Origin of the sequence: Streptomyces sp. NPDC059582, from assembly GCF_042735715.1 — a bacterium.
In the GTDB taxonomy this organism is placed as follows: Bacteria; Actinomycetota; Actinomycetes; order Streptomycetales; family Streptomycetaceae; genus Streptomyces.
Window position 1 is genome coordinate 36,971 of sequence record NZ_JBHWCC010000052.1, and the last position, 26,891, is coordinate 63,861.

Below are 26,891 nucleotides of genomic sequence, written 5' to 3' on the forward strand. Positions count from 1 at the left end.
ACGCTCATGAGCATCGATGAGTTCGACTACGTCGTGGTCGGCGGCGGCACCGCCGGCAACGTGGTGGCGGCGCGGCTCTCCGAGGATCCGTCGGTCACGGTGTGCGTCCTGGAGGCGGGCCCGAGCGATGTCGGCGACGACGACGTCCTCAGGCTCGAACGCTGGATGGGCCTGCTGGAGTCCGGCTACGACTGGGACTACCCGGTCGAGCCGCAGGCCAGCGGTAACAGCTTCATGCGGCACGCGCGGGCGAAGGTGCTCGGCGGCTGTTCGTCCCACAACTCCTGTATCGCCTTCTGGGCCCCGGCCGAGGACCTCGACGACTGGGCTGCCGGGGGCTGTACGGGCTGGAGCGCGGCCGACCTCTTCCCGCTGTACCGGCGGCTGGAGAACAACGACGCCCCCGGCGACCACCACGGCCGCACGGGACCGGTGAAGGTGCGCACGCTGAAGAGCGACGACCCGTGCGGCACCGCGCTGCTCCAGGCGTGCGCACAGGCCGGGATCCCGACGGTCGCGTTCAACACCGGCACGACGGTGGTGCGCGGCGCGAACTGGTTCCAGATCAACTCCGACGAGAACAACTTCCGCCAGTCGTCGTCCGTGGCCTACCTGCACCCCGTCATGGGCAAGCGGCCCAACCTGGAGGTCCGCACGGGGGTGCGGGCCAAGAGGCTGGTGCTGGAGGGGCGGCGCTGCGTCGGCGCCGAGTACCTGGACCCCGACCTGATCCACACCCGGACGGTCCGGGCCAGGCGCGAGGTGATCGTGTCGTGCGGCGCCATCGACTCCCCCAAGCTGCTGATGCTGTCCGGCATCGGGCCGGCCGCACACCTGCGCGAGGTCGGCGTCGAGGTGGCCGTGGACGCGGCGGGCGTCGGGGAGAACCTCCAGGACCACCCCGAGGGCGTGATCATGTGGGAGGCCGCCCAGCCGATGACCACCACGTCCAGCCAGTGGTGGGAGGCGGGCGTCTTCTACGACACCGAGCCCGGCCTGGACCGGCCGGACCTGATGTTCCACTACGGCTCCGTGCCGTTCGACATGAACACCGCCCGGCACGGCTACCCCACTTCCGAGAACGCCTTCTGCCTCACACCCAACGTGACGCGGGCGAAGTCGCGGGGCACGGTCCGGCTCCGGACCCGGGACCACCGCGACAAACCCCGGGTGGATCCGCGGTACTTCACCCACGAGCACGACGTGCGGGTGATGACGTACGGGCTACGTCTCGCCCGGCGGATCGCCGAGCAGCCCGCGCTGAGCGGCTGGGCGGGTGCCGAACTGGCCCCCGGCCCGGACGTGCGCACCGACGACGAGCTGCTCGACTACATCCACAAGACCCACAACACCGTCTACCACCCGTCCTGCACCGTGCGGATGGGTGCGGACGACGACGCCTCGGCCCCGCTCGACGCGCGGCTGCGGGTCAAGGGGGTCGAGGGCCTCAGGGTCGCCGACGGGTCGGTGATGCCGGATCTGGTCTCCGTCAATCCGTGCATCACGACGATGATGATCGGCGAGAAGTGCGCGGACCTGCTGAAGGAGGACGCGTGACGGTTACGCGGGCCGTTTGAACATCCGGGTCGCCGTGATCTCGCTGTGCACCGATGCGTCGTCGCCGGCCGGGGCCTGCTGCGGCAGCCCCGGCCGGAGGTGTTCCTCCACGCTGATGTACTTCAGGCCCGCGCGCAGGTCGGCGTCGTTGCGCAACCGGATGACCAGTGGGAACTCCGCGAGCGCCGTGGTGTCGAAGAGGCCGGTGGTGTAGAGGAGCTGGACGCCGAGCGCGTCGGACACCGCCCGCTGGAGCTCCAGCAGGTAGGTGGCGTTGGCGCGCCCGATGGGGTTGTCGAGGAAGAGCGTGCCGGCGTGCCGGTGCTTGTCGCGGCCCCGGTCGTTGGAGCGCAGGGCGGCCATGGTGCAGTACAGGGCGATGGCCGCCGTGAGCAGCTGGCCGCCGGAGAACACGTCGCCCATCTGGCCGACGGGGACGCGCTCGGCGCGCAGTACGGCATCGGGCTTGAGGATCTCGACGGCGACGCCCTTGGGCTGGAGGGCCGCGGCGACCCCGCGCAGCAGCAGGGACATGCCGTCCCGGCGCAGGTCGGAGTTCTTCTTGACGGCGGCCCGGGTCGCCTCGTCGACGACCTCGCCGAGCCGCTCGGTGAGCGTGGCCTGGTCGGGTTCCTCGAAGCGGATGCGCAGGAACTCCTGCCCGGACCACTCGCCGAGCCCCTCGGGCAGCCGGGAGAGCCGCTGGGCCGAGCGCAGGGTGGCGAGGGCGGACTCCACGAGTCCGCGCAGCCGGTCCACGATCGAGTCCCGGTTGCGCTCCAGCTGGGCCAGCTCGTCGGTGAGGACGCGGAGCCGGGGCGCGAAGGCGTCCGCCCACTTCTGGGCGTGTTCGGGCAGCGCGGCGGCGGGCAGTTCGCGGATCTGCTGCCGGGCCGGGGTGCGGACCTGTTCGTAGCGCGTGGCGTTGGCGTGCCGGACGAGGATGTCGCTCGCCTCGCGCACGGACGCCTCGGCGGCGGACAGGTCGGCGGCGCAGCCGCGCAGCGAGCGGCGGGACTCGGCGGCCGCCTGCCGGGCCTCCTCCAGGCTGCCGGGGTGCGGCTCGACCTCCTCCTGGTCCTCGTCGGACGCGTGCTCGCGCAGCAGGTCGCGCAGCATGGCGGCGGTCTCCTCGAAGCCGCCGACGGCGTCCTCGGCGGCCCGGTGGGCGTCCAGGAGTTCGGCGTGCGCCTCGCGGGCCTGGGACAACGCCTCGGTGCGGGAGGCGAGTTCCGCGGTGGCGGTCCGGCGCAGGGCCTGCGCGTGTTCGGCGTCGCGCGGCTGGAGCTCCTCGGGCAGTTCGGTGTGCGCCCCGCCGTCCTCGGGGGCGTGCCGCTCGGCCTCGCCGCGCAGCCGTCCGAGCTGCTCGCTCGCCTGCGACATCCGGGTCTCCAGGAGTGCCACCAGTTCCTCGGCGCGCGCGGCGGCTGCCTGCCGGGACGGTCCGTCGGAGCCGTCCGGCGACTGGAGCAGTTGCTCCGCGCGCGTGCGGACCTTGTTGCTCAGCCGGTCCAGCTCGGTCCGTGCCGCGCTCTCGTCGCTCTCCGCGCGGGCCTGCTCGGCGCGCAGGTCGGCGCCGACGCCGACCTTCTCGTACACCTGGGAGGCGGCCCGGTAGGCCTCGCGCAGCGCGGGCAGGGACGCCCTGGAGGCGTCCGGGTCGCCCTGCGGTACGTCGTCGGGGGCGCCGGCGATCTCGGCGCGCTCGGCGCGCAGCGCACGGGCCGTACGGCGGGTGTCGTCGGCGGCTCGCTGGGCGGCACGGCGGTCCTCGTCGGCGGCGCGGGCGCGCTCCAGACAGGTCTGGGCGCGGGCCTCCGACTCGGTGGCTTCGTCGGCGAGTTCACGCAGCTTGACCTGCCAGCCGGCCCGCTCGCGCAGCCGGAAGGCGAGGCCGGCGAGGGCGTCGGCGGCGCGCCGCGCCTTCTGCGCGGCCTCCTGCCGTTCGTCGCGCACCTGCGCGGCCTCGGCGGCGGTCTCTTCCGCCTCGGCACGCACGGTGCGCGCCTCGGCGAGTTCGGCCTCGGCCTCCTCGGCGAACGCGCGGGCGTCCCCGGCGGCCCGCTCCAGCTCCCCCAGCCGTCCGGCGGGGCAGCCGGTACGCCACGAGGCGAGCCGGGCGGCGAGCTCCCGGTCCTTGCCCAGCCGCGCGGCGAGCGCGCGGATCTCGTCGTCGCGCTCCGCCGCCCGCGCGCGCAGCGCCTGCCGCTCCTCGTCGGCGGCGTGCTCGTCGTGCATGGCCGGGTTCGGCGGTACGAGGAAGACGTCGCCGTCCGCCGAGTCCGCGGCCGGGGTGGGGGCGAGCAGGGCGGCCGCGGTGCCGACCGCCACGGCCGACCGGGGCAGCAGCGCGGCGTCGCCGAGCGCCTCCCGGGCCCGGCTGTGCGAGGCCGGTTCGGTGATGATCACGCCGTCGACCAGTTCGGGGCGGGCGGCCAGCACGCGCGCGTGGTCGGCGGGGTCGACGGCCTGGGCGAGGTACCGCCAGCCGGGCAGCGCGGGGATGCCGTGCTCACCGAGGAACTCCACGGTGGCCAGCACGTCCGGGCCGGGCGGCAGCAGTCCGCCGTCGCCGAGCGCGCCGAGGATACGGGAGTCGTCGGCGGCGGCCGTCCGCAGCTCGAAGAGCTGCCGTTCCGCGGCGGAGACGGCGTCGTCGAGGAGCTCGCGCAGTTCGTCGGCGAAGCGGTCGAGCTCGGCGGGGGCGAACGCGCCGCCGGGGCCCTGCGCGTCGGCGTCCCGCCGGGGCTGTGGGATCCCCCGGCGCGCGTCGCCGGTGGTCAGACTCAGCAGCTCCGCGAGCCGCTCCTCGTCCGCCAGTGCCTCGGCGATGCGCAGTTCGGCCTCGTGCGACCGTTCGGTGGCGGTCGCGGCGTCCGCGGCGCGGGCCGCGGTCAGTTCCGCGCGGGACTCCGCGGAAGCCGCCTCGCGCGCGTGTTCGGCGGCCCGGCGCGAGGTCTCCCGCGCGGTGTCCCAGGCCGTGACGGCGGTCTTCTCCGCGTCGCTGGCGGCAAGGGCCGCGCGCGCGGGGTCGGCGTCGGGCGCGCTGTCGTCCAGCCAGCCCGCGCGCACCGCCTCGGCCGTTTCCTGCTCGACCTCGGTGAGGCGCTGGCGCAGGTGCCCGATCTCGCTGCGGGCGCGCTGCGACTCGGTCGCGGCGGAGGTGGCGTCCCGGTGGGCCGTGTCGCTGACCTCCTGGAGCGCGGCGGACCGCTCCTCCTCCTCGTTGGCGAGGGTCTCGGCGCTCTCGGCGGCCGTGTGCAGGGCCCGTACGAGCTCTATGGCGGCCTTGGCGCGGGCGGCGAGCGCCGGGGCGGCGTCCCGCTCGGCCTCCTGGATCGCGGCGGACACCCGGGTGACCCGGTCGGCGGCCGCGCGGTGGCGCAGCACGGCCTCGGCGGCCTGCCAGGCCGAGTGCAGGGTGCGGGCCTCGGCGAGCTCGCGCTTCTGTGCGGCGGCGGACTTCTCGGCCACGGCGAGCGCCAACGACGCGTGTCGGTAGGCGAGTTCGGCGGCGACCAGGGCACTGCGCCCGCGTGCGCTCTCGGCGTGGGTGACGGCGTAGGCGGCGGCCGTGACCCGCTGGGCGAGGTCGGTGGCACGCGTGCGTTCCCGCGCGGCGCGGGCGGAGAGCCGGCGTGCCAGGGTGCGCGTGCGGCGCTCGGCCGCCGTGTGGATGTCACGCGCACGCGCGCGTGCCTCGGCGGCCTCGACGATCCGGCCGAGCAGGTCGACCGACCCGGCCGTGAAGTCCCGTTCGGCGATCAGCTCGGCGCGCCGGCCCAGCTTGTTGCCGAAGCCGCCGACGAGGTCGGCGAGTCCGTCGGTGTCGCGGGTGTCCGTGACGGCGCGCAGCAGCAGGTCGGTGAAGTCGGAGTCCTTCTTGACCGCGAACAGGCCCGCGGCCTCGCCCTCGTCGGCGTTCATCTCCCGCTGGTAGCGGAAGAGTTCGGGGTCGAGACCGAGGTCGCCGAGGTGCTCGATCCAGCGGTCGTGGATCTCCTCCCAGTGCACCTCCAGATACGGGTAGGCCTTGCCGGCCTCGGTGATGGCGTCCCTGAAGCCCTTCATGGTGCGTCGGCGCCCCTGTGCGCCGGACTGGCCCTCGACGGACGGCCGTACGGCGGTGGCCTCGGCGACCGGCAGGTTGTCCAGGCTCAGCCCGGGGCCGGGCCGGAACGAGTACCAGGCCTCGGCGAACTTCCGCGGGTCGTTGGAGACCTGGCGCCCGCGCCACTCGCTGACCTTGCCGACGACGACGCACTCGCCGGTCAGCACGTGCTGCCATTCCAGTGCCACGTGCCCGCAGTCGTCGGCGAGCAGGAACTTGCGCAGCACGCCGGAGCTGGCGCCGCCGAGCGTGTTGCGGTGGCCCGGAAGCATCACCGAGAAGATCAGTTTGAGCAGGACCGACTTGCCGCCGCCGTTCTCCAGGAAGAGCACTCCGGCGGGCGCGGGCCGGCGGGGCGGGCCGACGGGCTCGTCCTCGAAGAACTCCGCCTGGGTGGGCGCGGGATCGGGCACGGGCTCGCCCACGCCCCGCAGGTCAAGCATGGTGTCGGCGTAACGCGCACCGGCGGGTCCGATGGAGTAGAGGCGGACCCGGGACAGCTCGTACATGGCGGACTCTCGTAAGTCTTCGGCAGATCGGGGGATCGGACGGTTCGGGGGCTTCAGGAGTGGAACGGGAGCCCGGCGTCGGCCACCAGGTCCAGGTCGTCCGTCTCCTCGGCGGGCAGCAGGGTCGGTGTGCCGTCGGTGACCGGGACGACGCCCAGTTCGATCAGCTCGGCCATGGCCGCGCCGCCCGCCATGTCGCGCACCTGGAGCTGGTAGCGGGCCGTCGTGCGGTAGGTGCCGCCGTTGTCGTCGCCGGTGCGCTGGAGGAAGCCGGAGTCGGTGAGGAAGGCGGCGGCCTTGCCGACGATGCCGGTGGTGGAGCCGGCCAGCCGGCGTGCGTCCTTGGTGGCGCCGGTCGCGCTGCGTCTGGCCCAGATCCGCCAGGCGGTCTCCAGGCCGGGGGCGTCGGTGGCCGGGTCGGTGTTCTCGCCCTGTTCGTCGGCGCGCTCCTCCAGCCGACGGCAGGCCTGGCGGACGAAGGCGTCGACTCCGTTGACGCTGACCCGGCCGATGTAGCCGTCGTCGGCGAGGTCCTCGGGCCGCGGGAACGCCATGGCGGCGACGGCGAGGTGGGCCAGCCCGTGCAGGAACCGGTCGCCGGAGTCGGCGGACGTCCGCCGCGCGTAGTCGCCCATGCGAACGGCGAACACGGAGTCCTCGGCCGCGGTCACGGCCATCCCCGCGCGTGGGGACACCTCGAGGACGACGAGCCCGAGCCCGGCGGCCACGGCGTCGGCGAGCCGCGCGAACGGCGGATCCTCCCGGTAGCGCCGCAGCAGCTCCGTGTACTCCTGGTCGCGCGCGGGCTGGAGTTTGGGTTGCAGCCCGAAGGCGACGAGCCGCGCCGCGTCGGCGGCGTCGGCGGGGGTGACGGCGGCGGTCGCCGGCGCGGGACCGGCGTCCGGCTCACTCCACTCGACGTGCTCGGTCACGGTCGGGGCTCCTTGCTGCGCTGATGGTCGTTCGTAGGGTTCTCGGCCCGGCTCACGCCGCCTCCGTCCGGTCCGCGGCCATCCCGGCGGCGTCCAGGAGGGCGGTGCCGACGATCAGGTCGGCCCCGCCGAACTCCGGGTCGTCCAGTTCCGTCCCGTCGTCCACCGCGAACAGGAGCTTCTGCTCACCCTGGCGGTAGGCCGTGCCCACCGGCGGGCTGGCCGCGTGCACGGCCAGCAACGCCACCAGGTAGGGCAGTTCGGCATCGCGTCGGCGTGCTTCCGCGAGGAGGCCCGACAGCCGCCGCGGCGCGTCCGCCGGCAGGTCGAGCAGTTCCATCGCCGCCGCCAGCTGCCCCTCGCTGAACCGGCTGTCGTCCGGTGTGGCGATGAGCTCGGGCTCGGGCATCTCCGCCCCGAGGTGCTCACGCTCCAGCGGCGGCGTCAGCAGGATGTCGACCAGGTCCCCGACCCGGACCGACACCGGTGTGCGCAGGCCGGTGCCCCGGGCGAAGAACGCGTCGGTGACCCGGACCGCCTGCTCCAGCGGCAGCGGCAGGACCGGCGCGACGAGGTGGCCGTACAGGTCGATGCCGGACGTGGTCATCGGCGTGGCGAAGGCCTGCCGGTCCTGCTCCGCGCGGAAGAGCGGCCCGGCCTCCAGCAGTCGCGACTGCAACTGCGTGTGGCGCCGGATGCAGTCCTTCACGATGTCGACGAGTTCCGCGGCCCGCCGCTTCTGCTCGGGGTCCTCGGACTCGTCGCGCGCTCTGCGGATGTTCGTCAGGATCGCGTTCTCGTGGCGGTAGCGGTCGGCGACGTGGTCGAGGGCCTCGGCGATCATGTCCGGCACGGTGTTGAGCCAGTCCACGGCCCGTACGTTGCGCCGGGTCGCGTCGAGCGCCCTGCGCAGGGTCTCGGCGTACTGGACGGTCCGGTACCGGGCCTGCTCGGCGGCGAGCTGGGCGTCGGCGAGCCGGCCGCGGCTGATGAGCACCTCCAGCTTGACCTCGGCGGCGATCTGGGCGCTGGTGACGTCGGTGTCGAGGGCGCCGACGAGGACGTTCACGGCCTCGTCGGTGGTCCGCAGGTAGACGCTGCCGCCCGGGCCGGGAACCTCTTCGATCAGCTTGAAGTCGTAGTCGCGACGCACGTAGCTGCCGTCGGTGGCGAACATGCCGTACACGGCGCGGAAGCCGCGGTCGACGCTGCCGACGTTGATCAGGTTCTCCAGGACCCAGCGGGCCACGCGCTCGTGCTCGGCGGCGGACCGCCCCGGGGCCTGCGCGGCGATGCGCGGGATGAGCCTGGCCACTATCTGGTCGTGGTCGGCGCCCGTGTCGAAGTCCATGTTCAGGGTGACGAGGTCGATCACGGCGAGGGCGAGCTCCGCCATGCCGTACACCGAGTACTCACCCGCGAGGTTGGCCTTGCGCGCGTCGAGGTCGTGGATCGGCGCGGTGCAGGCGAGCGCGCGCAGCCGCCGCGCCAGCCCCTCGTCGGCGGCCGGCCCCGGTGCGGGGCGCGGCGCCGCGCTGAGCTGGGGCGGAACACGGTCCGTCGATGCAGGCGAAGTCACGGTGCACAGACTAGGTCCTCCGTATGACAACGACCCAAACGACGCAGATGCCCCCCGGGGTCGTGGTCGTCACACCGCCGTGGCGACGGCGTCCCGCCCGGCTACTCGCCCTCCCCGACCCGCCGCTGGTACACCTCGACGACCCGCTCCAGCGAATCCGCGAGATAGATCTGGAGCAGCTTCTCGGCGCCCTCCTTGTCCCGTGCCTGGAGGGCCTGGAGGATCTGGCGGTTGCGGGCGAGGTAGGGCTCGTGCAGCCGCCGGGGGTCGTCCACGACGTGGAAGGCCAGCCGCAGCTCCGCGAAGACGCTGCGCATCAGCTCGTCGGTGCGCTCGCTGCCGGCCAGGGCGACGAGTTCCCGGTGGAAGTGGATATTGGCCGTACCCACCGCTTTCCAGTCATCCTCCAGGGCCGCCGTCTGTCCCGCGGTGACCGCGGCGGCCAGGTCCTGCACCGCGTAAGGGGGCTCGCCGAGCCCGCGTACGACGGCGCACTCGACGAGGGCCCGGGTGCGGTAGATGTCCTCGACGTCCTCGACGGTCAGGACCCGGACGAAGACGCCCCGGTTGAGTTCGTGGACCAGCAGGCGTTCGTGGGTGAGCAGCCGGAACGCCTCGCGCAGTGTGTTGCGGGAGACGCCGAGCGCCCCGCCGATGCTGTCCTCCGACAGGCGGGTGCCCGGCGGGAAGTAGCCGTCGGCGATCCGGCTTCTGAGGATGTCGGAGACCCGTTCGGCGGTGCTGGTGCGCCCCAGGAGCGCGCGGTCGTCGGCCAGTCCCGTCAGCTGCTCTGCCATGCCCGGAATTCAATCGCAGATACAAGGACGAAACAACGGGGGTATTGAGGGATCGTTGAACGATCCTCTACGGTGCTACGCACGGTGCCGCCCCCGTCCCCAGGGCGACGCCCCCGCTCCCGCACGGCACGGCTCAGTCCCAGCACCCTCTGTCATCCCTCTGCGAGGTGCCCATGAGCACGACTCCCCCAGCTCGGTCCCTGACCCCCGAAAACCCCACCGCCACGGGCGAACGCCTCCCCGAGGACGGCGCGTTGGGCTGGCTGCACGCCCTCGGTCCGCGTGGCCGCCGCGCCTTCGGCGGCGCGTTCGGCGGCTATGCCCTGGACTCCTACGACTACTTCACGCTCCCGCTGAGCATGGTCGCGCTGGCGGCCTACTTCGGCCTGGACAGCGGTCAGACAGGCCTGTTCACCACCGTCACGCTGGTGGTCTCGGCGATCGGCGGCGCCCTCGCGGGGGTCTTCGCCGACCGGGTCGGCCGGGTCAAGGCGCTGATGATCACCGTGATCACGTACGCCGTGTTCACGGTCGCCTGCGGCTTCGCGCCCAACTACGAGACGCTGCTGGTCTTCCGGGCCCTCCAGGGACTCGGCTTCGGCGGCGAGTGGGCGGTCGGCGCGATCCTGGTCGCCGAGTACGCGAGCGCCAGGCACCGCGGCCGCACGCTCGGCGCGGTCCAGAGTTCGTGGGCCGTGGGCTGGGCGCTGGCCGCGGTCGTCTACACGCTGGTGTTCTCCTTTCTGGGCGACGACCTGGCCTGGCGCGTGATGTTCTGGACCGGCGCGCTGCCCGCGCTGCTCGTCGTGTGGGTCCGACGCCGGGTGCAGGACGCGCCCGAGGCGGCGGAGGCGCGGGAGAGGAACCCGCGGAAGGGGTCGTTCGCCGCGATCTTCAAGCCGGGCACGGCCGAGGCGCCGGGACTGCTGCGCACGACGGTCTTCGCGGGCCTGCTCTCCACGGGGGTCCAGGGCGGCTACTACACCCTCGCCACCTGGGTGCCGACCTACCTGAAGTCCGAGCGCGGGCTGTCGGTCGTCGGCACGGGCGGCTATCTGACCTTCCTGATCTCGGGTGCCTTCATCGGCTACCTCACCGGCGGCTACCTCACCGACCGGCTGGGCCGCCGGCGCAACATCTGGCTCTTCGCCCTCCTGTCGGCGGTGTGCATCCTGGCGTACGCCAACATCCCGGACGGCGCCAACACCCTGCTCCTGGTGCTCGGTTTCCCGCTCGGGTTCTGCATGTCGGCGATCTTCAGCGGCTTCGGCTCGTACCTGAGCGAGCTGTACCCGACCGAGGTGCGGGGCACGGGACAGGGCTTCACGTACAACACCGGCCGCGCCGTGGGGGCCGTCTTCCCCACCACCGTCGGCTTCCTGGCCGACAGCTGGGGCGTGGGCGGCGCGCTGGTCTTCGGCGCGATCGGCTACGGCCTGGCGGCACTCGCGCTGCTGGGGCTGCCGGAGACGCGCGGGAAGGAACTGGAGTGAACCGCACGCAGGACCGTCCCACGCCCGGCACGGTGGATCGCCCCCTGACCCTCGTCGACGAGTACGCCCACGCTTGGAGCCCGAGAACCGCCCGGACCCGCTTCCGTGAGGGCCTGTCCGGTCCGACGGCCGGGGTCGCGGCCGGCCACACCCAGGTCAACCTGATCTCGGTGCCCGCCGACTGGGCCTACGACATGCTGCTGTTCTGCCAGCGCAACCCCAAGCCCTGCCCCGTGCTGGACGTCACGGACGCGGGCGCGTGGACCACCGTCCTCGCGGACGGCGCCGACCTGCGCACCGACCTGCCGCGCTACCGGGTGTGGCGGGACGGCGAGCTGGTGGACGAGCCGACGGACGTGCGCGCGTACTGGCGCGACGACCTGGTGTCGTTCCTGATCGGCTGCAGCTTCACCTTCGAGTGGGCCCTGGCCGGGGCGGGCGTACCGGTCCGGCACATCGAGCAGGGGCGCAACGTCCCGATGTACGTGACCTCCCGGCAGTGCCGCCCGGCGGGACGGCTGCACGGCCCCCTGGTGGTGTCGATGCGCCCGGTGCCGCCGCAGCACCTGGCGGCCGCCATCCGGGAGAGCAGTCTGCTCCCGGCGGTGCACGGCAGCCCCGTCCACTGCGGCGACCCCGCGGGGCTCGGCATCCGCGACCTCGCCCGCCCCGACTTCGGTGACCCGGTGGACGCGGACCCGGACGACATCCCGGTGTTCTGGGCCTGCGGAGTGACCCCGCAGGCCGCCGTGATGGCCTCGCGCCCGCCGTTCGCCCTCACCCACGCCCCGGGACAGATGTTCCTCACCGACGCCCGCGACGAGCAGTACCGCGTGGCCTGAGCAGGAGAGACGAGGAAGCGATGACCTCCATCGATCTGAACGCCGACCTCGGCGAGGGCTTCGGCCGCTGGCGGCTGACCGACGACGAGCAGCTGTTGTCCGTCGTTTCCAGCGCCAATGTGGCGTGCGGCTTCCACGCCGGGGACGCGGTCACCATGCGGCGGGTGTGCGAACTGGCGGCCGAGCGCGGTGTGACGATCGGCGCCCAGGTCTCCTACCGGGACCTGGCCGGGTTCGGGCGACGCGCGATGGACGTGCCGCCTGCCGAGCTGGCCGCCGAAGTGGCGTACCAGATCGGCGCCCTGGAGGTCTTCGCCCGCGCGGCCGGCGCGCGCGTGGCGTACGTCAAGCCGCACGGCGCGCTCTACCACCGTGTCGTGCGCGACGAGGAGCAGGCCGGCGCCGTCGTGGACGGCGTGCTCCTCGCCGACGCGACGCTGCCGGTGCTCGGGCTGCCCGGCTCGCGCCTGCTGGAACTGGCCGCGAAGGCGGGACTGCCGGCGGTCACGGAGGCGTTCGCCGACCGCGCGTACACCGAGCAGGGCACGCTCGTGCCGCGCGGCCGGGACGGCGCCGTGGTCACCGACCCGGAGGCCGTGGTGGAGCGCTCGGTGGGCCTGGCCCGCTTCGGAGCGGTCACCGCCGACTCCGGGGCGCGGATCGAGGTACGCGCGCGTTCCCTGTGCCTGCACGGCGACACGCCCGGCGCGGTGGACCTGGCCCGGCGGGTCCGGCGGCACCTGGAGGCGGCGGGCGTCCGGGTGGAGGCCTTCGTATGAGGGCGCTGCCCGTCGGTGACGACGCCCTGCTCGTGGAGGTCTCGTCGGACGAGGAGGCCCAGGCCCTGCACGCCGAGCTGCAGCGCCGCCGGGCGCAGGGCCTGCTCGTGGTCCGCGAGATCGTCCCGGCGGCCCGCACGGTCCTGCTCGACGGCGTCGAGGCCCCGGCCCGGCTGGCGTCCGAACTGACCGCCGTCGAGGTGCCGTCCGCCGCTCCGCCCGCCGCGGACTCGGTCGACATCCCGGTGCGCTACGACGGCCCCGACCTCGCCGACGTCGCCTCCCACTGGGGCGTCGGCGCGGCGGAGGTGGCCCGCATCCACGCGGCCACCGAGTTCCGCGTCGCCTTCTGCGGCTTCGCCCCGGGCTTCGGCTATCTCACCGGTCTGCCCCCGCGCTACGACGTCCCGCGCCGGGCCACCCCGCGCACGGCGGTCCCGGCCGGCGCGGTGGCGTTGGCGGGCCCCTACACGGGCGTCTACCCGCGCGCGTCGCCCGGCGGCTGGCAACTGATCGGCAGCACGGACACGGTGCTGTGGGACCACGCGCGTGTGCCGGCCGCGCTGCTGTCACCCGGCACGCGCGTGCGCTTCGTCGCGGTGGGGGGCGCATGACGGACCGTGCGCTCTCCGTCGTACGGGCCGGGGCGCTGACGACCGTGCAGGACCGGGGGCGTCCGGGGCACGCCCATCTCGGCGTGCCCCGCTCGGGGGCGCTCGACGCGCCCGCGGCGGCGCTCGTCAACCGGCTGGTCGGCAATCCGCCGGAGGCCGCCGTGCTGGAGACCACGCTCGACGGCTGCGCGTTGCGCCCGCGTTCGACGGTCGCCGTGGCGGTCGGGGGCGCGCCCTGCCCGGTCACGGTGGACGGGCGGCCGGTCGCCTGGGGAGCGCCGGTGCGCGTCCCCGCGGGGGCCGTCCTGGAGGTGGGTGCGGCCACGTGCGGCATCCGCAGTTACGTGGGGGTCTCCGGTGGGGTCGCGGTCGAGCCGGTGCTCGGCAGCCGTTCCACGGATCTGCTGTCGGGCCTCGGCCCGCCGCCGCTCACGGACGACTCGGTGCTGCCCCTCGGCCCGGTCACCGGTCCGCACGCGCGCGTGGACGCCGCCCCGCAGCCGAGGCCGCCGACGGAACTCGTCCTGCGGGTGACGCTCGGCCCGCGCGACGACTGGTTCACGCCACAGGCGGTGGGGGCCTTCACGTCCCGCGTCTACCGGGTGTCGTCCGCGAGCAACCGCATCGGTCTGCGAACGGAGGGACCCACGCTCCAGCGGGCCCGTCCCGGCGAACTGCCCAGCGAGGGCATGGTCCTGGGCGCGGTCCAGGTCCCGCCGGACGGCCGCCCGGTGGTCTTCCTCGCCGATCACCCGACCACCGGGGGTTACCCGGTGATCGGGGTCGTGCGTGCCGCCGACCTCCCGTCGGCCGCGCAGGCCCGGCCCGGCATCCCGGTCCGGTTCGTGGCCGTGCGCCGCCGCTGAGGCCCTACGCGACGTCCGCCTGCTCCACCGCCGAGAGCGCGGCGAGCGCGGTGGACACCGCCGCCGTGGCCCGCAGGTCGAGCCGGGCGCTCGTCCCGCGGGCCCGATGACGCATCTCGTCGGCGGCGAGGGTGAGCAGCTGCGGCAGGAGGTCGGTGCACCGCCGGGCCACCCAGGCGGTGCCCGCGGTGGCCAGCCACAACAGGCTCGCCGACTTGGTCGGCGTCGGGAACTCGGGCTCGGGCGAGGGCTCGACGCCCGTCGCACGGCCCTTGTCCGCCAGCAGCGCGTGAAAGCGCGTGGCCAGCTGCCGGTGTCCCCGCTCGCCGGGGTGCAGCCGGTCCGCGCTCCACATGGCGCGGTCGGTGAGCCACGCGCCCTCGGCCGCGTGCAGGTGCAGCGCCCCGTATCGCTCGGACAGCGCGTGCACCACGGCGTTGACCGCCCGCTGCCGCCGAGCCAGCGGTCGGGCCAGGGCGCCCGGGAGCCGGAGCATCGCCCCGGGATCGGGCAGACACGCCGTGAGCAGGACCGCGCCCCGTGCGGTGAAGGCCGCGTACACCTTGTCGAGCCGTGCGGCGACGGCGTGGATGTCGAAGGTGCAGCGCAGGGTGTCGTTGACACCGATGACGACGGACACCACGTCCGGGTTCAGGGCGAGCCCGTCCGGCGTCTGCCGTTCCAGCACGTCCCGCGTCTGCGCCCCGCTGACCGCGAGGTTGGTGAACTCCACGGGCCCGGCGGCGAGCCCGCCGGCGAGCAGCGCGGCCCAGCCTCGCCACCCCTCTCCCACAGGGTCGCCCACCCCCTCGGTCAGCGAGTCCCCGAGTGCCACGAAGCGGACCGGTCTCATGCGGCACTCTCCGGCATCACAGGGCTCATCCGTACAGTCGGTGCCGGCGCGTCGTGCGCGGCCAGGAACGCCTCGACCGCGATGTTCCAGCCGAAGCACTCCGCACGCGCGCGTGCGGCCTCCCGTCGCTCCGCCTCGGTACGGGCGAGGAGTTCCTCCACCGCGTCCGCGAAGGCGTCGCCGTTGTCGGCGGCGGTGGCACCGGCCGACCCGATCACCTCGGGCAGCGCCGACGAGGCACTCGCCACCACCGGGGTGCCGCAGGCCATGGCCTCCAGCGCGGCGAGCCCGAACGTCTCGGCCGGCCCGGGGGCCAGACACACGTCGGCGGACGCCTGGAGCGCGCCCAGCAGCGCGCGGTCGGCGACGTGCCCGAGGAAGGTGACCGGCAGTCCGCGCTCCCGCGCGCGCTGTTCGAGGCGGGCCCGCAGGGGCCCGTCCCCGGCCACCACCAGCACCGTCCGCCGGCCGCGCCGCAGCAGCGCGTCCAGGGCGTCGAGTGCCGTGCCGGGCCGCTTCTCCACGGACAGCCGGGAGCACATCACCAGCAGCGTCTCGTCCTCGCGTGCGTGCCGGTCCCTCACCCCCGGGTCGCGCAGGGTGGGGTGCCGGTCCACCAGATCGACGCCCAGGGGGGCCCGTACGACGTTGCGGGCCCCGATCCGGATGAACTCGCGCTCGGCGAACTCGGTGGTGCACACCACGCGCGCGTAGGTGTGCGCCGTACGTACGTTGAGGGCGTCGGAGGCACGGCGGGCCGCTCCTTCCGACAGCCCCCAGGTGCGCAGGACCCCGTCGGCGGTCTCGTGGGAGACCATCACGGCGGGGACCCGGGCGCGCCGCGCCCACTTGCCGGTCCACCGCAGGGTGGTGCGGTCGGACACCTCCAGCCGGTCGGGTCCGAGCTCTTCGAGTAGCCGGGCCACCCGCCGCTTGTCGGTGAGCACGCGGTAGCCGCCGGTGCCGGGCAGCAGCGGTCCGGGCAGGGTGATCACCCGGCCCTGCTCGGTCTCGCGGTCGGTGTACCGCTCGCCGGGGACGATCAGGACGGGCTCGTGCCCCGCGTCCTTGAAGCCCTTGCCCAGCTCGCGCAGCGCGGTGCGCAGCCCGCCGGAGGCGGGGGCGACGAAGTTGGCCAGTCTGACGATGCGCAACCCGCTCATGCCGCCACCACCGGCTTCCGCTTCCGCGCGGCCAGGACGTCCTCGTAGTGCCCGATGAGCAGGTCACCGACGGCCGACCAGGTGCGTCCCTCGACCATCTCGTGTCCCGCGGCCCCGTAGGCGGCGCGCAGGGCGGGGTCGGCGGCCAGGGAGGCCACCGCGTCCCGTACGGCGTCGGCGTCGCGCGGCGGCACCAGGAGTCCGGTGCGGCCGTGGGCCACCAGGTCCAGCGGACCGCCCGCGGCGGGCGCCACGACGGGCACACCGCTGGCCATGGCCTCCTGCACGGTCTGGCAGAAGGTCTCGAAGGGGCCGGTGTGCACGAAGACGTCCAGGGAGGCGAAGATCCGGGCGAGGTCGTGGCCGGTCCGGCGGCCCAGGAAGACCGCGCCGGGCAGTGCCTCGCCGAGGCTGGTCCGGCTGGGCCCGTCGCCCACCACCACGACCCGCACGCCGTCCAGGCCACAGACACCGGACAGGAGCTCGATCTGCTTCTCGGGCGCGAGCCGCCCGACGTAGCCGACGATCACCTCGCCGTTCGGGGCGAGTTCGCGGCGCAGTGCCTCGTCGCGGTGCTCGGGGCGGAAGCGGGTGGTCTCCACACCGCGGGGCCACAGCTTCACCCGGGGCACCGCATGGGCCTCGAGGTCGTGCTGGGCCGAGGTGGACGGGGCGAGGGTGAGGTCGGCGGCGGCGTGGACGGAGCGGATGCGCCGCCAGGCCGCCGCCTCGCCCGCGCCCATGTAGGTGCGGGCGTATCCGGCGAGGTCGGTCTGGTAGACGGCGACGGCCGGGAGGCCGAGCCGGGCGGCGGCGGCCATGCCGCGGACGCCGAGGACGAAGGGGCTGGCCAGATGGACGATGTCGGCGCGGTGCTCGGTGATGGCCGCGGCGACGCGTCGGCTGGGGAGGGCGACGCGGACCTGCGGGTAGCCGGGGAGCGGAATGGAGGGGACTCGGACGACGGGGCACGGCGCCAGAGCGTCGGGCCCGTTCCCGGCGGCTGTGGCCGGGGCGACGACGATGGGAGCGTGACCGCGATCGACGAGGTGCCGGGCGGTCTGGAGCGCGCAGTGGGCCACGCCGTTCACATCGGGGGGAAAGGATTCGGTCACGATGACGACACGCATACGGGTGTTCTCGCCGTGCTGGACGTGGTCGCGTCAACGTGGATCTTTCCGGACGGGGAACGTCCCATTGACGTTGTGCTGCACGCCCGAGCAGGTCAGACCCCGTCCATGCCCGCCTGACCCGCGAGTCACCCGCTGTTCACACTGAGGGGATGTCCGGCCCGATCCGGCTCCGTACGGCTGTCTGGACCTCGTCCTCCTCGGCCGGGTCGGCGGCCAGCCTGCGCAGCCGTTCCACCACTCGCGCATCACCCGTCTCGGCGTGCCGGGCGGCGACCTCGCGGGTGGTCTCCTCGCAGTCCCACAGACACTCGACGGCGAAGCCGGTGGCGAAGGAGGGGTCGGTTGCGGCCAGCGCCCGGGCGCAGCGCCCCCGGAGGTGGGACGAGGCCGTCTCGCGGTAGATGTGGCGCAGGACGGGGGCCGCGCACGCGATGCCGAGCCGTCCGGTGCCGTCGACGAGGGTCCACAGGGTCGGTGCGTCGGGGCCTTCGCCGCGTACGGCCTCGCGCAGGGCGCCGAGGACCAGGTCGCTGTCCTGGGCGCTGCCACGACAGGCCAGCACGCGTCCGGCGGCGGACCCGAGCTGATCGGGCCGGCGGGCCCAGCCGCGCGCCCGCTCGACGGCGGCGGTACTGCGCATGCGTTCGAGGGCGTCGACGGCGGCCTCCACGACGGTCACCGAGCCGTTGGCCACGGCACCCTCGATCAGGCCGAGGGCGTCAGGATCGTCGCCGTCGGCGAGATAGCGCAGGGCGGTGCAGCGGGCTCCGTCGTCGCCGTCCCTCGCCGCCTGGATGATCTCGGGCCGGTCCTCGGGCCCAGCCACGGCGACGAGACAGCGAGCGGCCGGCACATGCAGCGCCGCACCGCGCTCGACGCCCTGCTGGGCCCACTCGAAGACGGCCCGCACGCTCCATCCCGGACGTGGTCCGGTCGGGCTGAGCTGGCGTTGCCAGCGGTCGAAGCAGCCGGCTTCCTGGGCGGCACGCACGCGCGTGGAGACGTATTCGCGCGGATCCTCCGCCCACAGCCGCCAGGGCCGGGGTTCGAAGGCGTCGCGGACCACGACGGCCAGTTCGGCCTCGCCCTCGGCGTCGGTCGCGAACCGCGCCAGCACGGGAGCCGCGAGGGCCCGCAGACCCGCGTCGTCGTCGCGCAGTGCCAGCTCGTCCAGGGCCCAGGCCCAGTTGGAGCCGGAGGCGGCGTATCTGCGCAGCAGTTCGAGGGCGTCCCGCCTGCCGTAGGAGGCGAGGTGGCCGAGCACGGCGAGGGCCAGCCCGGTGCGTGACTCCTCGGTGTCGAAGGCGTCCTCGACGTCGAAGAGGTGGGTCTCGATCTGGTCGAGGTCGCCACCGAGATCGAGGTAGAGGCGGGCGTAGTAGAGGGAGCGGTTCTCCACCTGCCAGTCGTGGCGGGGGTCGCGCAGCACACAGTGGTTCAGGGCCGCGAGCGCTTCGGCTCGCGGGGCGGTGAGCGCGTGCAGAGTGCCGTCGCCGCGCCCCCGCTGGAGCAGGCCGAGCAGCGTACCGCTGGGCGCTATGACCGGATCGAACATGGGAAACAGCCTCACATCAAGCGTCGACGCAACCGGGGACGTGCATTACCTGGCCGCGTGACAACACGTCGGGGCGCCCGCCGCTTCCTGCTTGCTGTAGACCATTTTCCTCTGCCTCTCGTCGGTGGGCCCATGCGGACCGCGTCACGGCCCGCGCGGTGCGGCAACACCTGCCCGGCCATCGCGTCCGTGAATCACGTCGTCATGATGACTCGGCAGTTCAGTCTGCCGCGACCGAAATTTCCGGCGGCCCCGTTCCGCCTCCCCCGTGCTCTGCGCTGTACCTGATCAGGAAGTCTCTTGCGCCTGCTCAGCGCGGTCGGTCGACGCGCGATCACAGCGGGATCGACACTTGGCCAACGCGCGCACAACGCGTGGGCAACACGCGCTCAACGCGCGGTCAACTCGCGCCGAACAGTTCGAGCAGCTCGGCCTTGCCGAACATACGGGCGGTGTCGACGGCCGAAGGAGTACCGGCGGACGGGTCGGCGCCACCTTCCAGCAGGGCCTTGATGACCTCCGTCTCGCCCTTGAAGACGGCCCCGGCGAGCGGGGTCTGACCCCGGTCGTTCACCCGGTCGGCCTGGGCCCCGCGGGCCAGCAGCGCGCGCACCGCCTCCGCGTGACCGTGATACGCGGCCAGCATGACCAGACAGTCACCCCGGTCGTTGGTGAGGTTGGCCGGGACGCCCGCGTCGACGTACGCCACGAGCTCCTCCGTGCGCCCCTGCCGAGCCAGATCGAAGATCTTGGTCGCCAGCTCCACGACCTCGGGGTCGGGGACATCAGCCATCGGCCGGACCGCCTCTCGCTACGCACGACGAACGTGGGGGACTGTTGCGGACTGCTGGGGAGCAATCGTACGGCCGCGAGCGATGCAGCCGTACGGGTGAATCGCCAGCGTACTGGCTCGGCACGCACATGACGGGGCCCGCCCGAGGCAAAGATCACCACACGACCCGTTCGACGCAACGCTCCTGATCAGGCAGCCCACCAGACCTCCCCCGTCAGGGGGAAAACAGACAAAATTCGCCCAGTTGCACCCTTTTTCGTATGGATACATCCTGTGATCCTGGAAGTACTCATGGTGACTGTCCCCACGAACCAGGAGAGCTCAAATGATCCTGTCCATGTCAGGTGTGGTCCTGCTCGGCATCGTCGTCTTCCTCTTCTTCCGCAAGGACGGCCTCAAGCCGTCGCACTGCCTGGCGTCCACACTGTTCGGCTTCTACCTGGCGAGCACCGCGATCGCGCCGAGCATCAAGGCCGGCGGCGAGAGCCTGGCGAGCCTCCTCGGCGGCATCAAGTTCTGACCCCGCCCCACCCGCCCGTACGCACCTCCAGGAGACAGCAGTGGTTCGGCGCCCCCTCCCCCGCATCCTGAGCAACGGCAGCGCACAGATCGCCCGGAGCCGGGAGCTGGCCCGGACGGCGGCCGACAGCGCCACCGATGTCCTCCACCCGCTCATCACGATCACGCGCGGGTTGCGCCGGCTGGCCTCGGCCGGACGGCGCAAGGTGGCCGAGACGCCCAAGGACAAGCGGGGGTCCCTGCTGTTCCTGACGGCGTCGGTCGTGCTGGTGGTGGCGCTTTTGCCGTACGGACCGCTGCTCGCCGCCATCACCCTGATGGCGGCGAGCGCCTGGCACGGCCGGGACCGCAGCCCGTCGGAGCCCGAGGGCCCCGACGAGACGCAGACCCAGCGGCTCCAGTCGCTGCACGAGGCCCTGGTCCCGTATTTCTCGACGGCCGATGACCCCGCTCCCCTGTACGCCCACGGCGGCGACTGGGAGAAGACCTTCCCGTCGTACGAGTTCGACGACGCGGGCCGCGTCACCCATCTGGTGATCCGCTACCCGGCGTACTTCACCGATGCCGAGGCCGAGTCCCGCACGCGGATCGAGCACCTCCTCACCGCGAAGTCGGGCCGCGGCCGCGAGTACCACTTCGCCTGGGACGAGGAGGGCAACCAGGTCACGGTCACGGTCCTCGGCCCGCTCCCCACCGACATCGCCGCCCAGCGCTTCGTCACGGCGCCGGGCGAGACGGTCCTCGGCTTCACCGACCCCACCCAGGTCCAGCGCACCCTCCCGCTCGCCTACGGCGAGGAGCGTCGTGACGTCCCGCCGGTCGTCTGGCGCACCGGCATCCGCTCCACCGAACCGCACCTGCTGGCAGTGGGTCAGCCCGGCAGCGGCACCTCCACCCTGCTGCGCTCCGTGGCGCTCCAGGCCCTCCAGTACGGCGACGTGCTGATCGTCGAGGGCGGCGGTACCGGCGAGTACGCCTGCCTGACCGGCCGGGACGGCGTCCTGGGGATCGAGTGCGGGCTGACCGGAGCGCTGGCCGGCCTCGAATGGGCGGCGCACGAGACGGAACGCCGCCTGATCTCCGCGAACCGGGCCCGCCAGGAGGGTCACCCGCCGCCGGAGGACACCAAGCGGCCCCTGTGGATCGTCCTCGACCGGCCGAGCGCGTTCACGCACCTGGCCGCCGCCGACGGCCGCACTGACCCCCAGTCCCTGCTCCAGGTCCCGCTGCGGCACGGCCGCGCGGCGAACGTGACGGTGGTCGTGGCCGAACAGTTCGACAGCCTGGACGCCCTCGACGACGCGGTACGGCAGCACACCCGCGCGCGTGTCGTCCTCGGTCAGGCGACGCCGCAGCAACTGGAAGCCGTCCTGGGCGCTCCCCCGCACACGACGGCCGCCGCGCACGTCCCGCCCGGCCGCGGGTACGCCCGCATGGGCGCGGGCCCGGTGCACCGCCTTCAGGTCCCGGCCACGCCGGACCCCTACGACGACGCGACCTCCGACACCCATCGGCAGGCCGTGCTGGATCTGCTGCCGCCGCGCTCGACGCCGGTGGATCCGCAGCCGGAGCCGACGGCGCAGTCGATTCCGCTGACCAAGGCGGTGGTCGTGGAGCAGGCGTGAACCGCAGGGACGCACGCCCGGCCGCGCGCCGCTACGCCACGAACGTACGCGGCGCCTCCGTCCCCGCGGACCCCCCGTTCTCCACCAGCCGCGCGGCGGCCGCCAGCCGTACCGCGGCCTCCTGCGCCACCGCGCCGCTCACGGTGAACGGCAGCCGCACATAGCCCTCGAAAGCCCCGTCCACCCCGAAGCGCGGCCCCGACGGCACCCGCACCCCGACCCGCTCACCCACCTCGGCGAGCCGCGACCCGGACAGCCCGCCGGCCCGCACCCACAGCGTGAGCCCGCCCCTGGGCACCTCGAACTCCCAGCTCGGCAGCTCCCGCCGGACCGCCGCCACCAGCGCGTCCCGGTTCTCCCGGGCCTGGATCCGGCGCAGCTCCGCGGCCTGCGCCCAGCCACCGGTGCTGAACAGCCAGTTCACGGCGAGCTGCTCCAGCACGGGGGTGCCGAGGTCGGCGTAGGCGCGCGCGGCGACCAGGCTGCGGATCACGTCAGGGGCCGCGCGGACCCAGCCGATGCGCATCCCCGCCCAGAAGGCCTTGCTGGCGGATCCGACGGTGATCACCGTGGACCCGGCGGGGTCGAACCCGCACACGGGCCGGGGCATCTCGACGTCCTCGTCCAGCCACAGCTCGGTCATCGTCTCGTCGGCGACGAGCACGGTGCCCGCCGAGCGGGCCGCCTCCACCAGCCGCCGCCGCTGGTCCTCGTCGGCCAGGGCGCCGGTCGGGTTGTGGAAGTCGGCGACGACGTAGGCGATGCGCGGCGCGGCCTCCCGCAGCACCTGGCGCCAGCGGTCCATGTCCCACCCGGTCAGCCCCTCGGCCATCGCCACGGGCACCAGCCGGGCGCCCGCCTCCCGCATCAGCTGGAGGATGTTGGCGTACGACGGCGACTCGACGGCGATGCGCTCGCCGCGGCCACCGAAGAGGTGACAGATCGCGTCGATGGCACCCATGGCACCGGTCGTCACCATGATCTGCTCGGGCATCGTCGGGATGCCGCGCGCGGTGTAGCGCTCGGCGATCATCGCGCGCAGCGCCGGCAGCCCGGCCGGATAGTCGCCGTGTGTGTGGGCGTACGGCGGCAGCTCCTCCAGCGCGCCCTGCACGGCCCGGGTGAGCCACGGCTCGGGCGCGGGCAGCGCGGCGCAGCCGAGGTCGATCACCGAGCCCAGCGCCTCGGGCGGCAGGGGTTCGAGTCCGCGCGCGGGCAGCGGGTTTCCGGCCGGTACGGCGGTCCAACTGCCCGCGCCGCGCCGGGACTCGAGGAAGCCCTCGCCGCGCAGCGCCTCGTAGGCGGTGGCGACCGTGGTGCGGCTGACGGCCAGGGAGAGGGCGAGTTCCCGCTCGGCGGGCAGTCGGGCGGCGACCGGGACCCGGCCCTCCAGCACCAGCAGACGGATGCCGTCGGCCAGCGCGCGATAGGCGGGCGGGCGGCGTGTGCCGGGGCCCGCCGGGCGGTCCTGCTGCGACTTCAGCAGCCGGGCCAGCTGAGCCGCACCCACCGCGGAGGTCCACTGCGGCATGATTACCAGTCCACCTTCACTGAATTGGCCATGGATGGCATTTGTTTCCCAGCCACAGAGTGGCATGCGGCAGGCCACCAACACCATAGGGGGACCCCTTGTCCACACCACGGCGTCTGGGACGGCGTCTGATCCAGCTGTACGCCGGTCTCGTGCTGTACGGCGCGAGTTCCGCGCTCCTCGTGCGCGCGGGCCTCGGCCTGGAGCCCTGGAACGTGCTGCACCAGGGGCTCGCGGAGCTCACGGGCCTGACGATCGGCGTCGTGTCGATCATCGTCGGGGCGGCAGTGCTGCTGCTGTGGATACCGATGCGCCAGCGCCCCGGCCTCGGCACGGTCTCCAACGTGTTCGTGGTCGGCATCGCCATGGACGGCACGCTCGCGCTGGTCCCCGACGCGCACGGGGCCGCCGTACGCGGCGCGCTGCTGCTGACCGGCATCCTGCTCAACGGCGCGGCCACCGGGCTCTACATCGCCGCCCGCTTCGGACCGGGGCCGCGCGACGGGCTGATGACGGGACTGCACCGCCGCACGGGCCGGTCGATCCGGCTGACGCGGACGACCGTCGAGGTGGCGGTCGTCGTCACCGGCTTCGCCCTGGGCGGGACCATCGGCGTGGGCACCGTCCTGTACGCGGTGTCGATCGGCCCGCTCGCCCAGCTCTTCCTGCGCGTGTTCGCCGTTCCGGCGGCATCGGACGGCAGCACGATGGTTGCCGCCGGGACACCCCGCGGCGCCATACTGCGTTCGTGACCACGCTCATACGCCACCCGTACCTGGACCACCCCGGTCCGATCGCCTTCGCGCACCGCGGCGGGGCCGCCGACGGCCTGGAGAACACCCTGGCGCAGTTCCGCCGCGCGGTCGAGACGGGCTACCGGTACATCGAGACCGACGTCCACGCCACGCGCGACGGAAAGCTCGTCGCCTTCCACGACACGACGCTGGACCGGGTGACCGACGGCGCGGGCCGGATAGCGGACCTGCGCTGGGACGACGTACGGCACGCGCGCGTGGGCGGCAAGGAGCCGGTGCCGCTGTTCGAGGAGCTCCTGGAGACCTTTCCCCAGGTGCGCTGGAACGTCGACATCAAGGCGGAGCCGGCGCTGCACCCGCTGCTGAACCTGATCGCCCGGACCGACTCCTGGGACCGGGTCTGCGTCGGCTCGTTCTCCGAGGCGCGCGTCGTGCGCGCGCAGCGGCTGGCCGGACCCCGGCTGGCTACTTCGTACGGCACCCGCGGGGTGCTCAACCTGCGGCTGCGCTCCTGGGGCGTGCCTGCCGCGCTGCGCGGCTCCGCCGTCGCCGCCCAGGTGCCGGAGACGCAGTCGGGCATCCACGTCGTGGACCGGCGCTTCGTGCGCGCCGCCCACGCGCGCGGGCTCCAGGTGCACGTGTGGACGATCAACGAGGCGGATCGGATGCACCGGCTCCTCGACCTGGGAGTCGATGGCATCATGACCGATCACATCGACACGTTGCGCGAGGTCCTGGAGGACCGGGGCGTCTGGGTCTGAGCCCCGAACGCCGGGCCTTTCTCTGCGCACACCACCTCCAGCGGAAAAGCGAGGGCACGGGTGGGCATCGACACCGTGCGGACGACGGCTGCCGACGAGGCCGCCGACCGGCGGCGCGAGCAGCGCGGCTGGTACTTCTACGACTGGGCGTGCTCCGTCTACTCGACGAGCGTGCTCACCGTGTTCCTGGGCCCCTATCTGACGTCGGTGGCGAAGGCGGCGGCGGACTCCGACGGGTACGTCCACCCGCTGGGCGTACCCGTGCGCGCCGGGTCGTTCTTCGCCTACTCGGTGTCCCTGTCGGTGATCGTGGCCGTCCTGGTGATGCCCATGGTCGGCGCCGCCGCCGACCGCACGGGCCGCAAGAAGCCCCTGCTGGGCGCGGCGGCCTACGTGGGGGCCGCCGCGACGACGGGCATGTTCTTCCTGGACGGCGACCGCTACCTGCTCGGCGGCGTCCTGCTGATCGTCGCCAACGCCGCGCAGTCCGTGGCGATGATGCTCTACAACTCCTACCTGCCACAGATCGCTCCGCCGGAGGAGCGCGACGCGGTCTCGTCCCGGGGCTGGGCGTTCGGCTACGCGGCGGGCGCGCTGGTCCTGGTCGTGAACCTGGTGCTGTACCTGGGCCATGACGCCTTCGGCGTCTCGGAGACCACCGCCGTACGCATCTGTCTGGCGTCGGCCGGCCTGTGGTGGGGCGCCTTCACCCTCATACCGCTGCGCCGGCTGCGCGACCGCCGCTCGGCGCCGCGCGAGGCCACGGCCGCCGGGCTGCGGCAGCTCGTGGCGACCGTCCGCGACATGCGCCGCCACCCGCTGACCCTGTCCTTCCTGCTGGCGTACCTCATCTACAACGACGGCATCCAGACGGTGATCTCGCAGGCGTCGGTCTACGGCTCCGAGGAACTGGGGCTCGAACAGTCCACGCTCATCGGCGCCGTGCTGCTGGTCCAGGTGCTGGCGGTGGCGGGCGCGCTGGCGATGGGCCGGCTGGCCCGCACGTACGGGGCCAAGCGGACGATTCTCGGCTCGCTGGTGGCCTGGACGGTCACCCTGGGCGCCGGGTACTTCCTGCCGGCCGGCGCACCCGTGGGGTTCTTCGCACTGGCGGCCGCGATCGGACTGGTGCTCGGCGGCAGCCAGGCGCTGTCCCGCTCCCTGTTCTCCCATCTCGTCCCGCCCGGCAAGGAGGCCGAGTACTTCTCGGCGTACGAGATGAGCGACCGGGGCATGAGCTGGCTGGGCCCCCTGGTGTTCGGGGTCACCTACCAGGTGACCGGAAGCTACCGGGACGCGATCATCTCCCTGGTGATCTTCTTCGTCCTCGGGTTCGCCCTGCTCGCCAGGGTCCCGGTACGCCGGGCGATCGGCGACGCGGGCAATCCCGTACCCGAGAAGATTTAGCGCTCAGGGCGAAAGGGCGGTAGTGTACGCGTTTGGCCTGCCAGGCGTACCGTTACTGCGCGTCAAAGATGCCGAAACGCTGGGTGACATCTGCTAGCAGATGTGACAAACCGGGCGCTGGTGGGTACAACAAGGGGCGGCTACGACGGCGACGCACGACCCGGAACGGGACCCGGAACGGGAATCTTTACCGCCGACCGGACGTTGACCGGATGACGACGACAGCGACACCTGTCCTGTGGGCGACAAGCCCGGGAGGCACGATTCATGAGTGAGCGAGCTCTTCGCGGCACGCGCCTCGTGGTGACCAGCTACGAGACGGACCGCGGCATCGACTTGGCTCCGCGCCAGGCCGTGGAGTACGCATGCGAGAAGGGGCATCGCTTCGAGATGCCCTTCTCGGTCGAGGCGGAGATTCCGCCGGAGTGGGAGTGCAAGGTCTGCGGGGCCACAGCACTCCTGGTGGACGGCGACGGCCCAGAAGAGAAAAAGGCCAAGCCCGCGCGTACACACTGGGACATGCTGATGGAGCGACGCACCCGCGAGGAACTCGAAGAGGTCCTCGAGGAGCGTCTGGCAGTTCTGCGGTCCGGGGCGATGAACCTGGCGGTTCATCCCCGCGACAGCCGCAAGTCCGCGTAGCCCCTGCGGGGGTCTGGGCGGATACACCGCACAAAGCGACACGACCGCGGGCGCCGCACGGGAATCTCCGTGCGG

The 26,891-nt window shown here is 73.4% G+C and carries 22 protein-coding genes; 12 read left to right on the top strand and 10 right to left on the bottom strand.

Annotated features, from left to right (window positions below):
* Positions 1–6 precede the first annotated feature (6 nt).
* On the top strand, positions 7–1,557 hold the full coding sequence (locus ACFV0T_RS33250) for a GMC family oxidoreductase (RefSeq protein ID WP_385787479.1): 1,551 nt from the start codon (positions 7–9) through the stop codon (positions 1,555–1,557).
* 3 nt (positions 1,558–1,560) lie between these two features.
* On the opposite strand, the gene ACFV0T_RS33255 is transcribed toward ACFV0T_RS33250, so the two are convergent.
* From ACFV0T_RS33255 to ACFV0T_RS33270, 4 genes are all read right to left on the bottom strand, one after another.
* Positions 1,561–6,177, bottom strand: coding sequence for a hypothetical protein (locus ACFV0T_RS33255; RefSeq protein WP_385787480.1), 4,617 nt, complete (start codon positions 6,175–6,177; stop codon positions 1,561–1,563).
* A 53-nt stretch (positions 6,178–6,230) separates the two neighbouring features.
* A complete protein-coding gene (locus tag ACFV0T_RS33260; protein WP_385787483.1) occupies positions 6,231–7,109 on the bottom strand; it encodes a hypothetical protein in 879 nt (292 codons plus the stop codon).
* Positions 7,110–7,161: 52 nt separating this feature from the next.
* Complete coding sequence (locus ACFV0T_RS33265; RefSeq protein ID WP_385787486.1) at positions 7,162–8,688, bottom strand: hypothetical protein; 1,527 nt, start codon at positions 8,686–8,688, stop codon at positions 7,162–7,164.
* A 101-nt stretch (positions 8,689–8,789) separates the two neighbouring features.
* The gene (locus ACFV0T_RS33270; RefSeq protein ID WP_385787488.1) at positions 8,790–9,485 is read right to left on the bottom strand and encodes a GntR family transcriptional regulator; all 696 of its coding nucleotides are present in this window, start codon (positions 9,483–9,485) and stop codon (positions 8,790–8,792) included.
* Positions 9,486–9,658: 173 nt separating this feature from the next.
* Between ACFV0T_RS33270 and ACFV0T_RS33275 the strand changes: the two genes are divergently transcribed.
* From ACFV0T_RS33275 to ACFV0T_RS33295, 5 genes are read left to right on the top strand one after another with little or no spacing between them, the layout of a single operon-like run.
* The gene (locus ACFV0T_RS33275) at positions 9,659–10,978 is read left to right on the top strand and encodes an MFS transporter (protein WP_385787490.1); all 1,320 of its coding nucleotides are present in this window, start codon (positions 9,659–9,661) and stop codon (positions 10,976–10,978) included.
* Positions 10,975–11,820 (top strand): putative hydro-lyase, encoded by an 846-nt coding sequence (locus tag ACFV0T_RS33280; protein ID WP_385787493.1) that lies wholly within the window; start codon positions 10,975–10,977, stop codon positions 11,818–11,820. The genes ACFV0T_RS33275 and ACFV0T_RS33280 overlap by 4 nt, the downstream gene beginning before the upstream one ends.
* Before the next feature lie 20 nt (positions 11,821–11,840).
* The gene (locus ACFV0T_RS33285) at positions 11,841–12,599 is read left to right on the top strand and encodes a LamB/YcsF family protein (protein ID WP_385787495.1); all 759 of its coding nucleotides are present in this window, start codon (positions 11,841–11,843) and stop codon (positions 12,597–12,599) included.
* Positions 12,596–13,213 (top strand): allophanate hydrolase subunit 1, encoded by a 618-nt coding sequence (locus ACFV0T_RS33290; RefSeq protein WP_385787498.1) that lies wholly within the window; start codon positions 12,596–12,598, stop codon positions 13,211–13,213. Before ACFV0T_RS33285 ends, ACFV0T_RS33290 begins: the two co-directional genes overlap by 4 nt.
* Complete coding sequence (locus ACFV0T_RS33295; RefSeq protein WP_385787501.1) at positions 13,210–14,079, top strand: biotin-dependent carboxyltransferase family protein; 870 nt, start codon at positions 13,210–13,212, stop codon at positions 14,077–14,079. The genes ACFV0T_RS33290 and ACFV0T_RS33295 overlap by 4 nt, the downstream gene beginning before the upstream one ends.
* 4 nt (positions 14,080–14,083) lie before the next feature.
* Here ACFV0T_RS33295 and ACFV0T_RS33300 read toward each other — a convergent pair whose 3' ends face one another.
* The 5 genes from ACFV0T_RS33300 to ACFV0T_RS33320 form a co-directional block, all read right to left on the bottom strand.
* Positions 14,084–14,932 carry an SGNH/GDSL hydrolase family protein gene (locus tag ACFV0T_RS33300; RefSeq protein WP_385787504.1) on the bottom strand — a complete coding sequence of 283 codons (849 nt, stop codon included), beginning with the start codon at positions 14,930–14,932 and terminating at the stop codon, positions 14,084–14,086.
* Positions 14,929–16,095 carry a glycosyltransferase gene (locus ACFV0T_RS33305; RefSeq protein WP_385787507.1) on the bottom strand — a complete coding sequence of 389 codons (1,167 nt, stop codon included), beginning with the start codon at positions 16,093–16,095 and terminating at the stop codon, positions 14,929–14,931. Before ACFV0T_RS33305 ends, ACFV0T_RS33300 begins: the two co-directional genes overlap by 4 nt.
* Positions 16,092–17,225 carry a glycosyltransferase family 4 protein gene (locus ACFV0T_RS33310; protein WP_385787510.1) on the bottom strand — a complete coding sequence of 378 codons (1,134 nt, stop codon included), beginning with the start codon at positions 17,223–17,225 and terminating at the stop codon, positions 16,092–16,094. The genes ACFV0T_RS33305 and ACFV0T_RS33310 overlap by 4 nt, the downstream gene beginning before the upstream one ends.
* Positions 17,226–17,364: 139 nt before the next feature.
* On the bottom strand, positions 17,365–18,783 hold the full coding sequence (locus ACFV0T_RS33315) for a HEAT repeat domain-containing protein (RefSeq protein ID WP_385787512.1): 1,419 nt from the start codon (positions 18,781–18,783) through the stop codon (positions 17,365–17,367).
* 400 nt (positions 18,784–19,183) lie between these two features.
* Positions 19,184–19,576, bottom strand: coding sequence for an ankyrin repeat domain-containing protein (locus tag ACFV0T_RS33320; protein WP_385787515.1), 393 nt, complete (start codon positions 19,574–19,576; stop codon positions 19,184–19,186).
* 325 nt (positions 19,577–19,901) lie between these two features.
* On the opposite strand from ACFV0T_RS33320, the gene ACFV0T_RS33325 reads away from it, so the two are divergent.
* Both ACFV0T_RS33325 and ACFV0T_RS33330 read left to right on the top strand, forming a co-directional pair.
* Positions 19,902–20,096, top strand: a complete 195-nt coding sequence (locus ACFV0T_RS33325) for a hypothetical protein (RefSeq protein WP_385787518.1) — start codon at positions 19,902–19,904, stop codon at positions 20,094–20,096.
* Between the two features lie 40 nt (positions 20,097–20,136).
* The gene (locus ACFV0T_RS33330) at positions 20,137–21,720 is read left to right on the top strand and encodes a hypothetical protein (RefSeq protein ID WP_385787521.1); all 1,584 of its coding nucleotides are present in this window, start codon (positions 20,137–20,139) and stop codon (positions 21,718–21,720) included.
* Positions 21,721–21,751: 31 nt separating this feature from the next.
* Here the strand turns inward: ACFV0T_RS33330 and ACFV0T_RS33335 are convergent, their stop codons facing one another.
* The gene (locus ACFV0T_RS33335) at positions 21,752–23,251 is read right to left on the bottom strand and encodes a PLP-dependent aminotransferase family protein (RefSeq protein WP_385787523.1); all 1,500 of its coding nucleotides are present in this window, start codon (positions 23,249–23,251) and stop codon (positions 21,752–21,754) included.
* A 98-nt stretch (positions 23,252–23,349) separates the two neighbouring features.
* Here ACFV0T_RS33335 and ACFV0T_RS33340 point away from each other — a divergent pair, with 98 nt between their 5' ends.
* From ACFV0T_RS33340 to ACFV0T_RS33355, 4 genes are all read left to right on the top strand, one after another.
* On the top strand, positions 23,350–24,003 hold the full coding sequence (locus ACFV0T_RS33340) for a YitT family protein (RefSeq protein WP_385787525.1): 654 nt from the start codon (positions 23,350–23,352) through the stop codon (positions 24,001–24,003).
* Positions 24,000–24,767, top strand: a complete 768-nt coding sequence (locus ACFV0T_RS33345; RefSeq protein ID WP_385787527.1) for a glycerophosphodiester phosphodiesterase — start codon at positions 24,000–24,002, stop codon at positions 24,765–24,767. Before ACFV0T_RS33340 ends, ACFV0T_RS33345 begins: the two co-directional genes overlap by 4 nt.
* 60 nt (positions 24,768–24,827) lie before the next feature.
* Positions 24,828–26,174, top strand: a complete 1,347-nt coding sequence (locus ACFV0T_RS33350) for an MFS transporter (protein ID WP_385787530.1) — start codon at positions 24,828–24,830, stop codon at positions 26,172–26,174.
* A 267-nt stretch (positions 26,175–26,441) separates the two neighbouring features.
* Positions 26,442–26,816, top strand: coding sequence for an RNA polymerase-binding protein RbpA (locus tag ACFV0T_RS33355; protein WP_055637205.1), 375 nt, complete (start codon positions 26,442–26,444; stop codon positions 26,814–26,816).
* The last annotated feature ends 75 nt before the right edge of the window (positions 26,817–26,891 follow it).

Bases quoted from the DNA above. Each gene is read 5' to 3' on its own strand.
- ACFV0T_RS33250 (WP_385787479.1), top strand. From the start codon at position 7: ATGAGCATCGATGAGTTCGACTACGTCGTGGTCGGCGGCGGCACCGCC.
- ACFV0T_RS33255 (WP_385787480.1), bottom strand. From the start codon at position 6,177: ATGTACGAGCTGTCCCGGGTCCGCCTCTACTCCATCGGACCCGCCGGT.
- ACFV0T_RS33270 (WP_385787488.1), bottom strand. From the start codon at position 9,485: ATGGCAGAGCAGCTGACGGGACTGGCCGACGACCGCGCGCTCCTGGGG.
- ACFV0T_RS33275 (WP_385787490.1), top strand. From the start codon at position 9,659: ATGAGCACGACTCCCCCAGCTCGGTCCCTGACCCCCGAAAACCCCACC.
- ACFV0T_RS33285 (WP_385787495.1), top strand. From the start codon at position 11,841: ATGACCTCCATCGATCTGAACGCCGACCTCGGCGAGGGCTTCGGCCGC.
- ACFV0T_RS33290 (WP_385787498.1), top strand. From the start codon at position 12,596: ATGAGGGCGCTGCCCGTCGGTGACGACGCCCTGCTCGTGGAGGTCTCG.
- ACFV0T_RS33295 (WP_385787501.1), top strand. From the start codon at position 13,210: ATGACGGACCGTGCGCTCTCCGTCGTACGGGCCGGGGCGCTGACGACC.
- ACFV0T_RS33300 (WP_385787504.1), bottom strand. From the start codon at position 14,932: ATGAGACCGGTCCGCTTCGTGGCACTCGGGGACTCGCTGACCGAGGGG.
- ACFV0T_RS33305 (WP_385787507.1), bottom strand. From the start codon at position 16,095: ATGAGCGGGTTGCGCATCGTCAGACTGGCCAACTTCGTCGCCCCCGCC.
- ACFV0T_RS33310 (WP_385787510.1), bottom strand. From the start codon at position 17,225: ATGCGTGTCGTCATCGTGACCGAATCCTTTCCCCCCGATGTGAACGGC.
- ACFV0T_RS33315 (WP_385787512.1), bottom strand. From the start codon at position 18,783: ATGTTCGATCCGGTCATAGCGCCCAGCGGTACGCTGCTCGGCCTGCTC.
- ACFV0T_RS33320 (WP_385787515.1), bottom strand. From the start codon at position 19,576: ATGGCTGATGTCCCCGACCCCGAGGTCGTGGAGCTGGCGACCAAGATC.
- ACFV0T_RS33325 (WP_385787518.1), top strand. From the start codon at position 19,902: ATGATCCTGTCCATGTCAGGTGTGGTCCTGCTCGGCATCGTCGTCTTC.
- ACFV0T_RS33335 (WP_385787523.1), bottom strand. From the start codon at position 23,251: ATGCCGCAGTGGACCTCCGCGGTGGGTGCGGCTCAGCTGGCCCGGCTG.
- ACFV0T_RS33355 (WP_055637205.1), top strand. From the start codon at position 26,442: ATGAGTGAGCGAGCTCTTCGCGGCACGCGCCTCGTGGTGACCAGCTAC.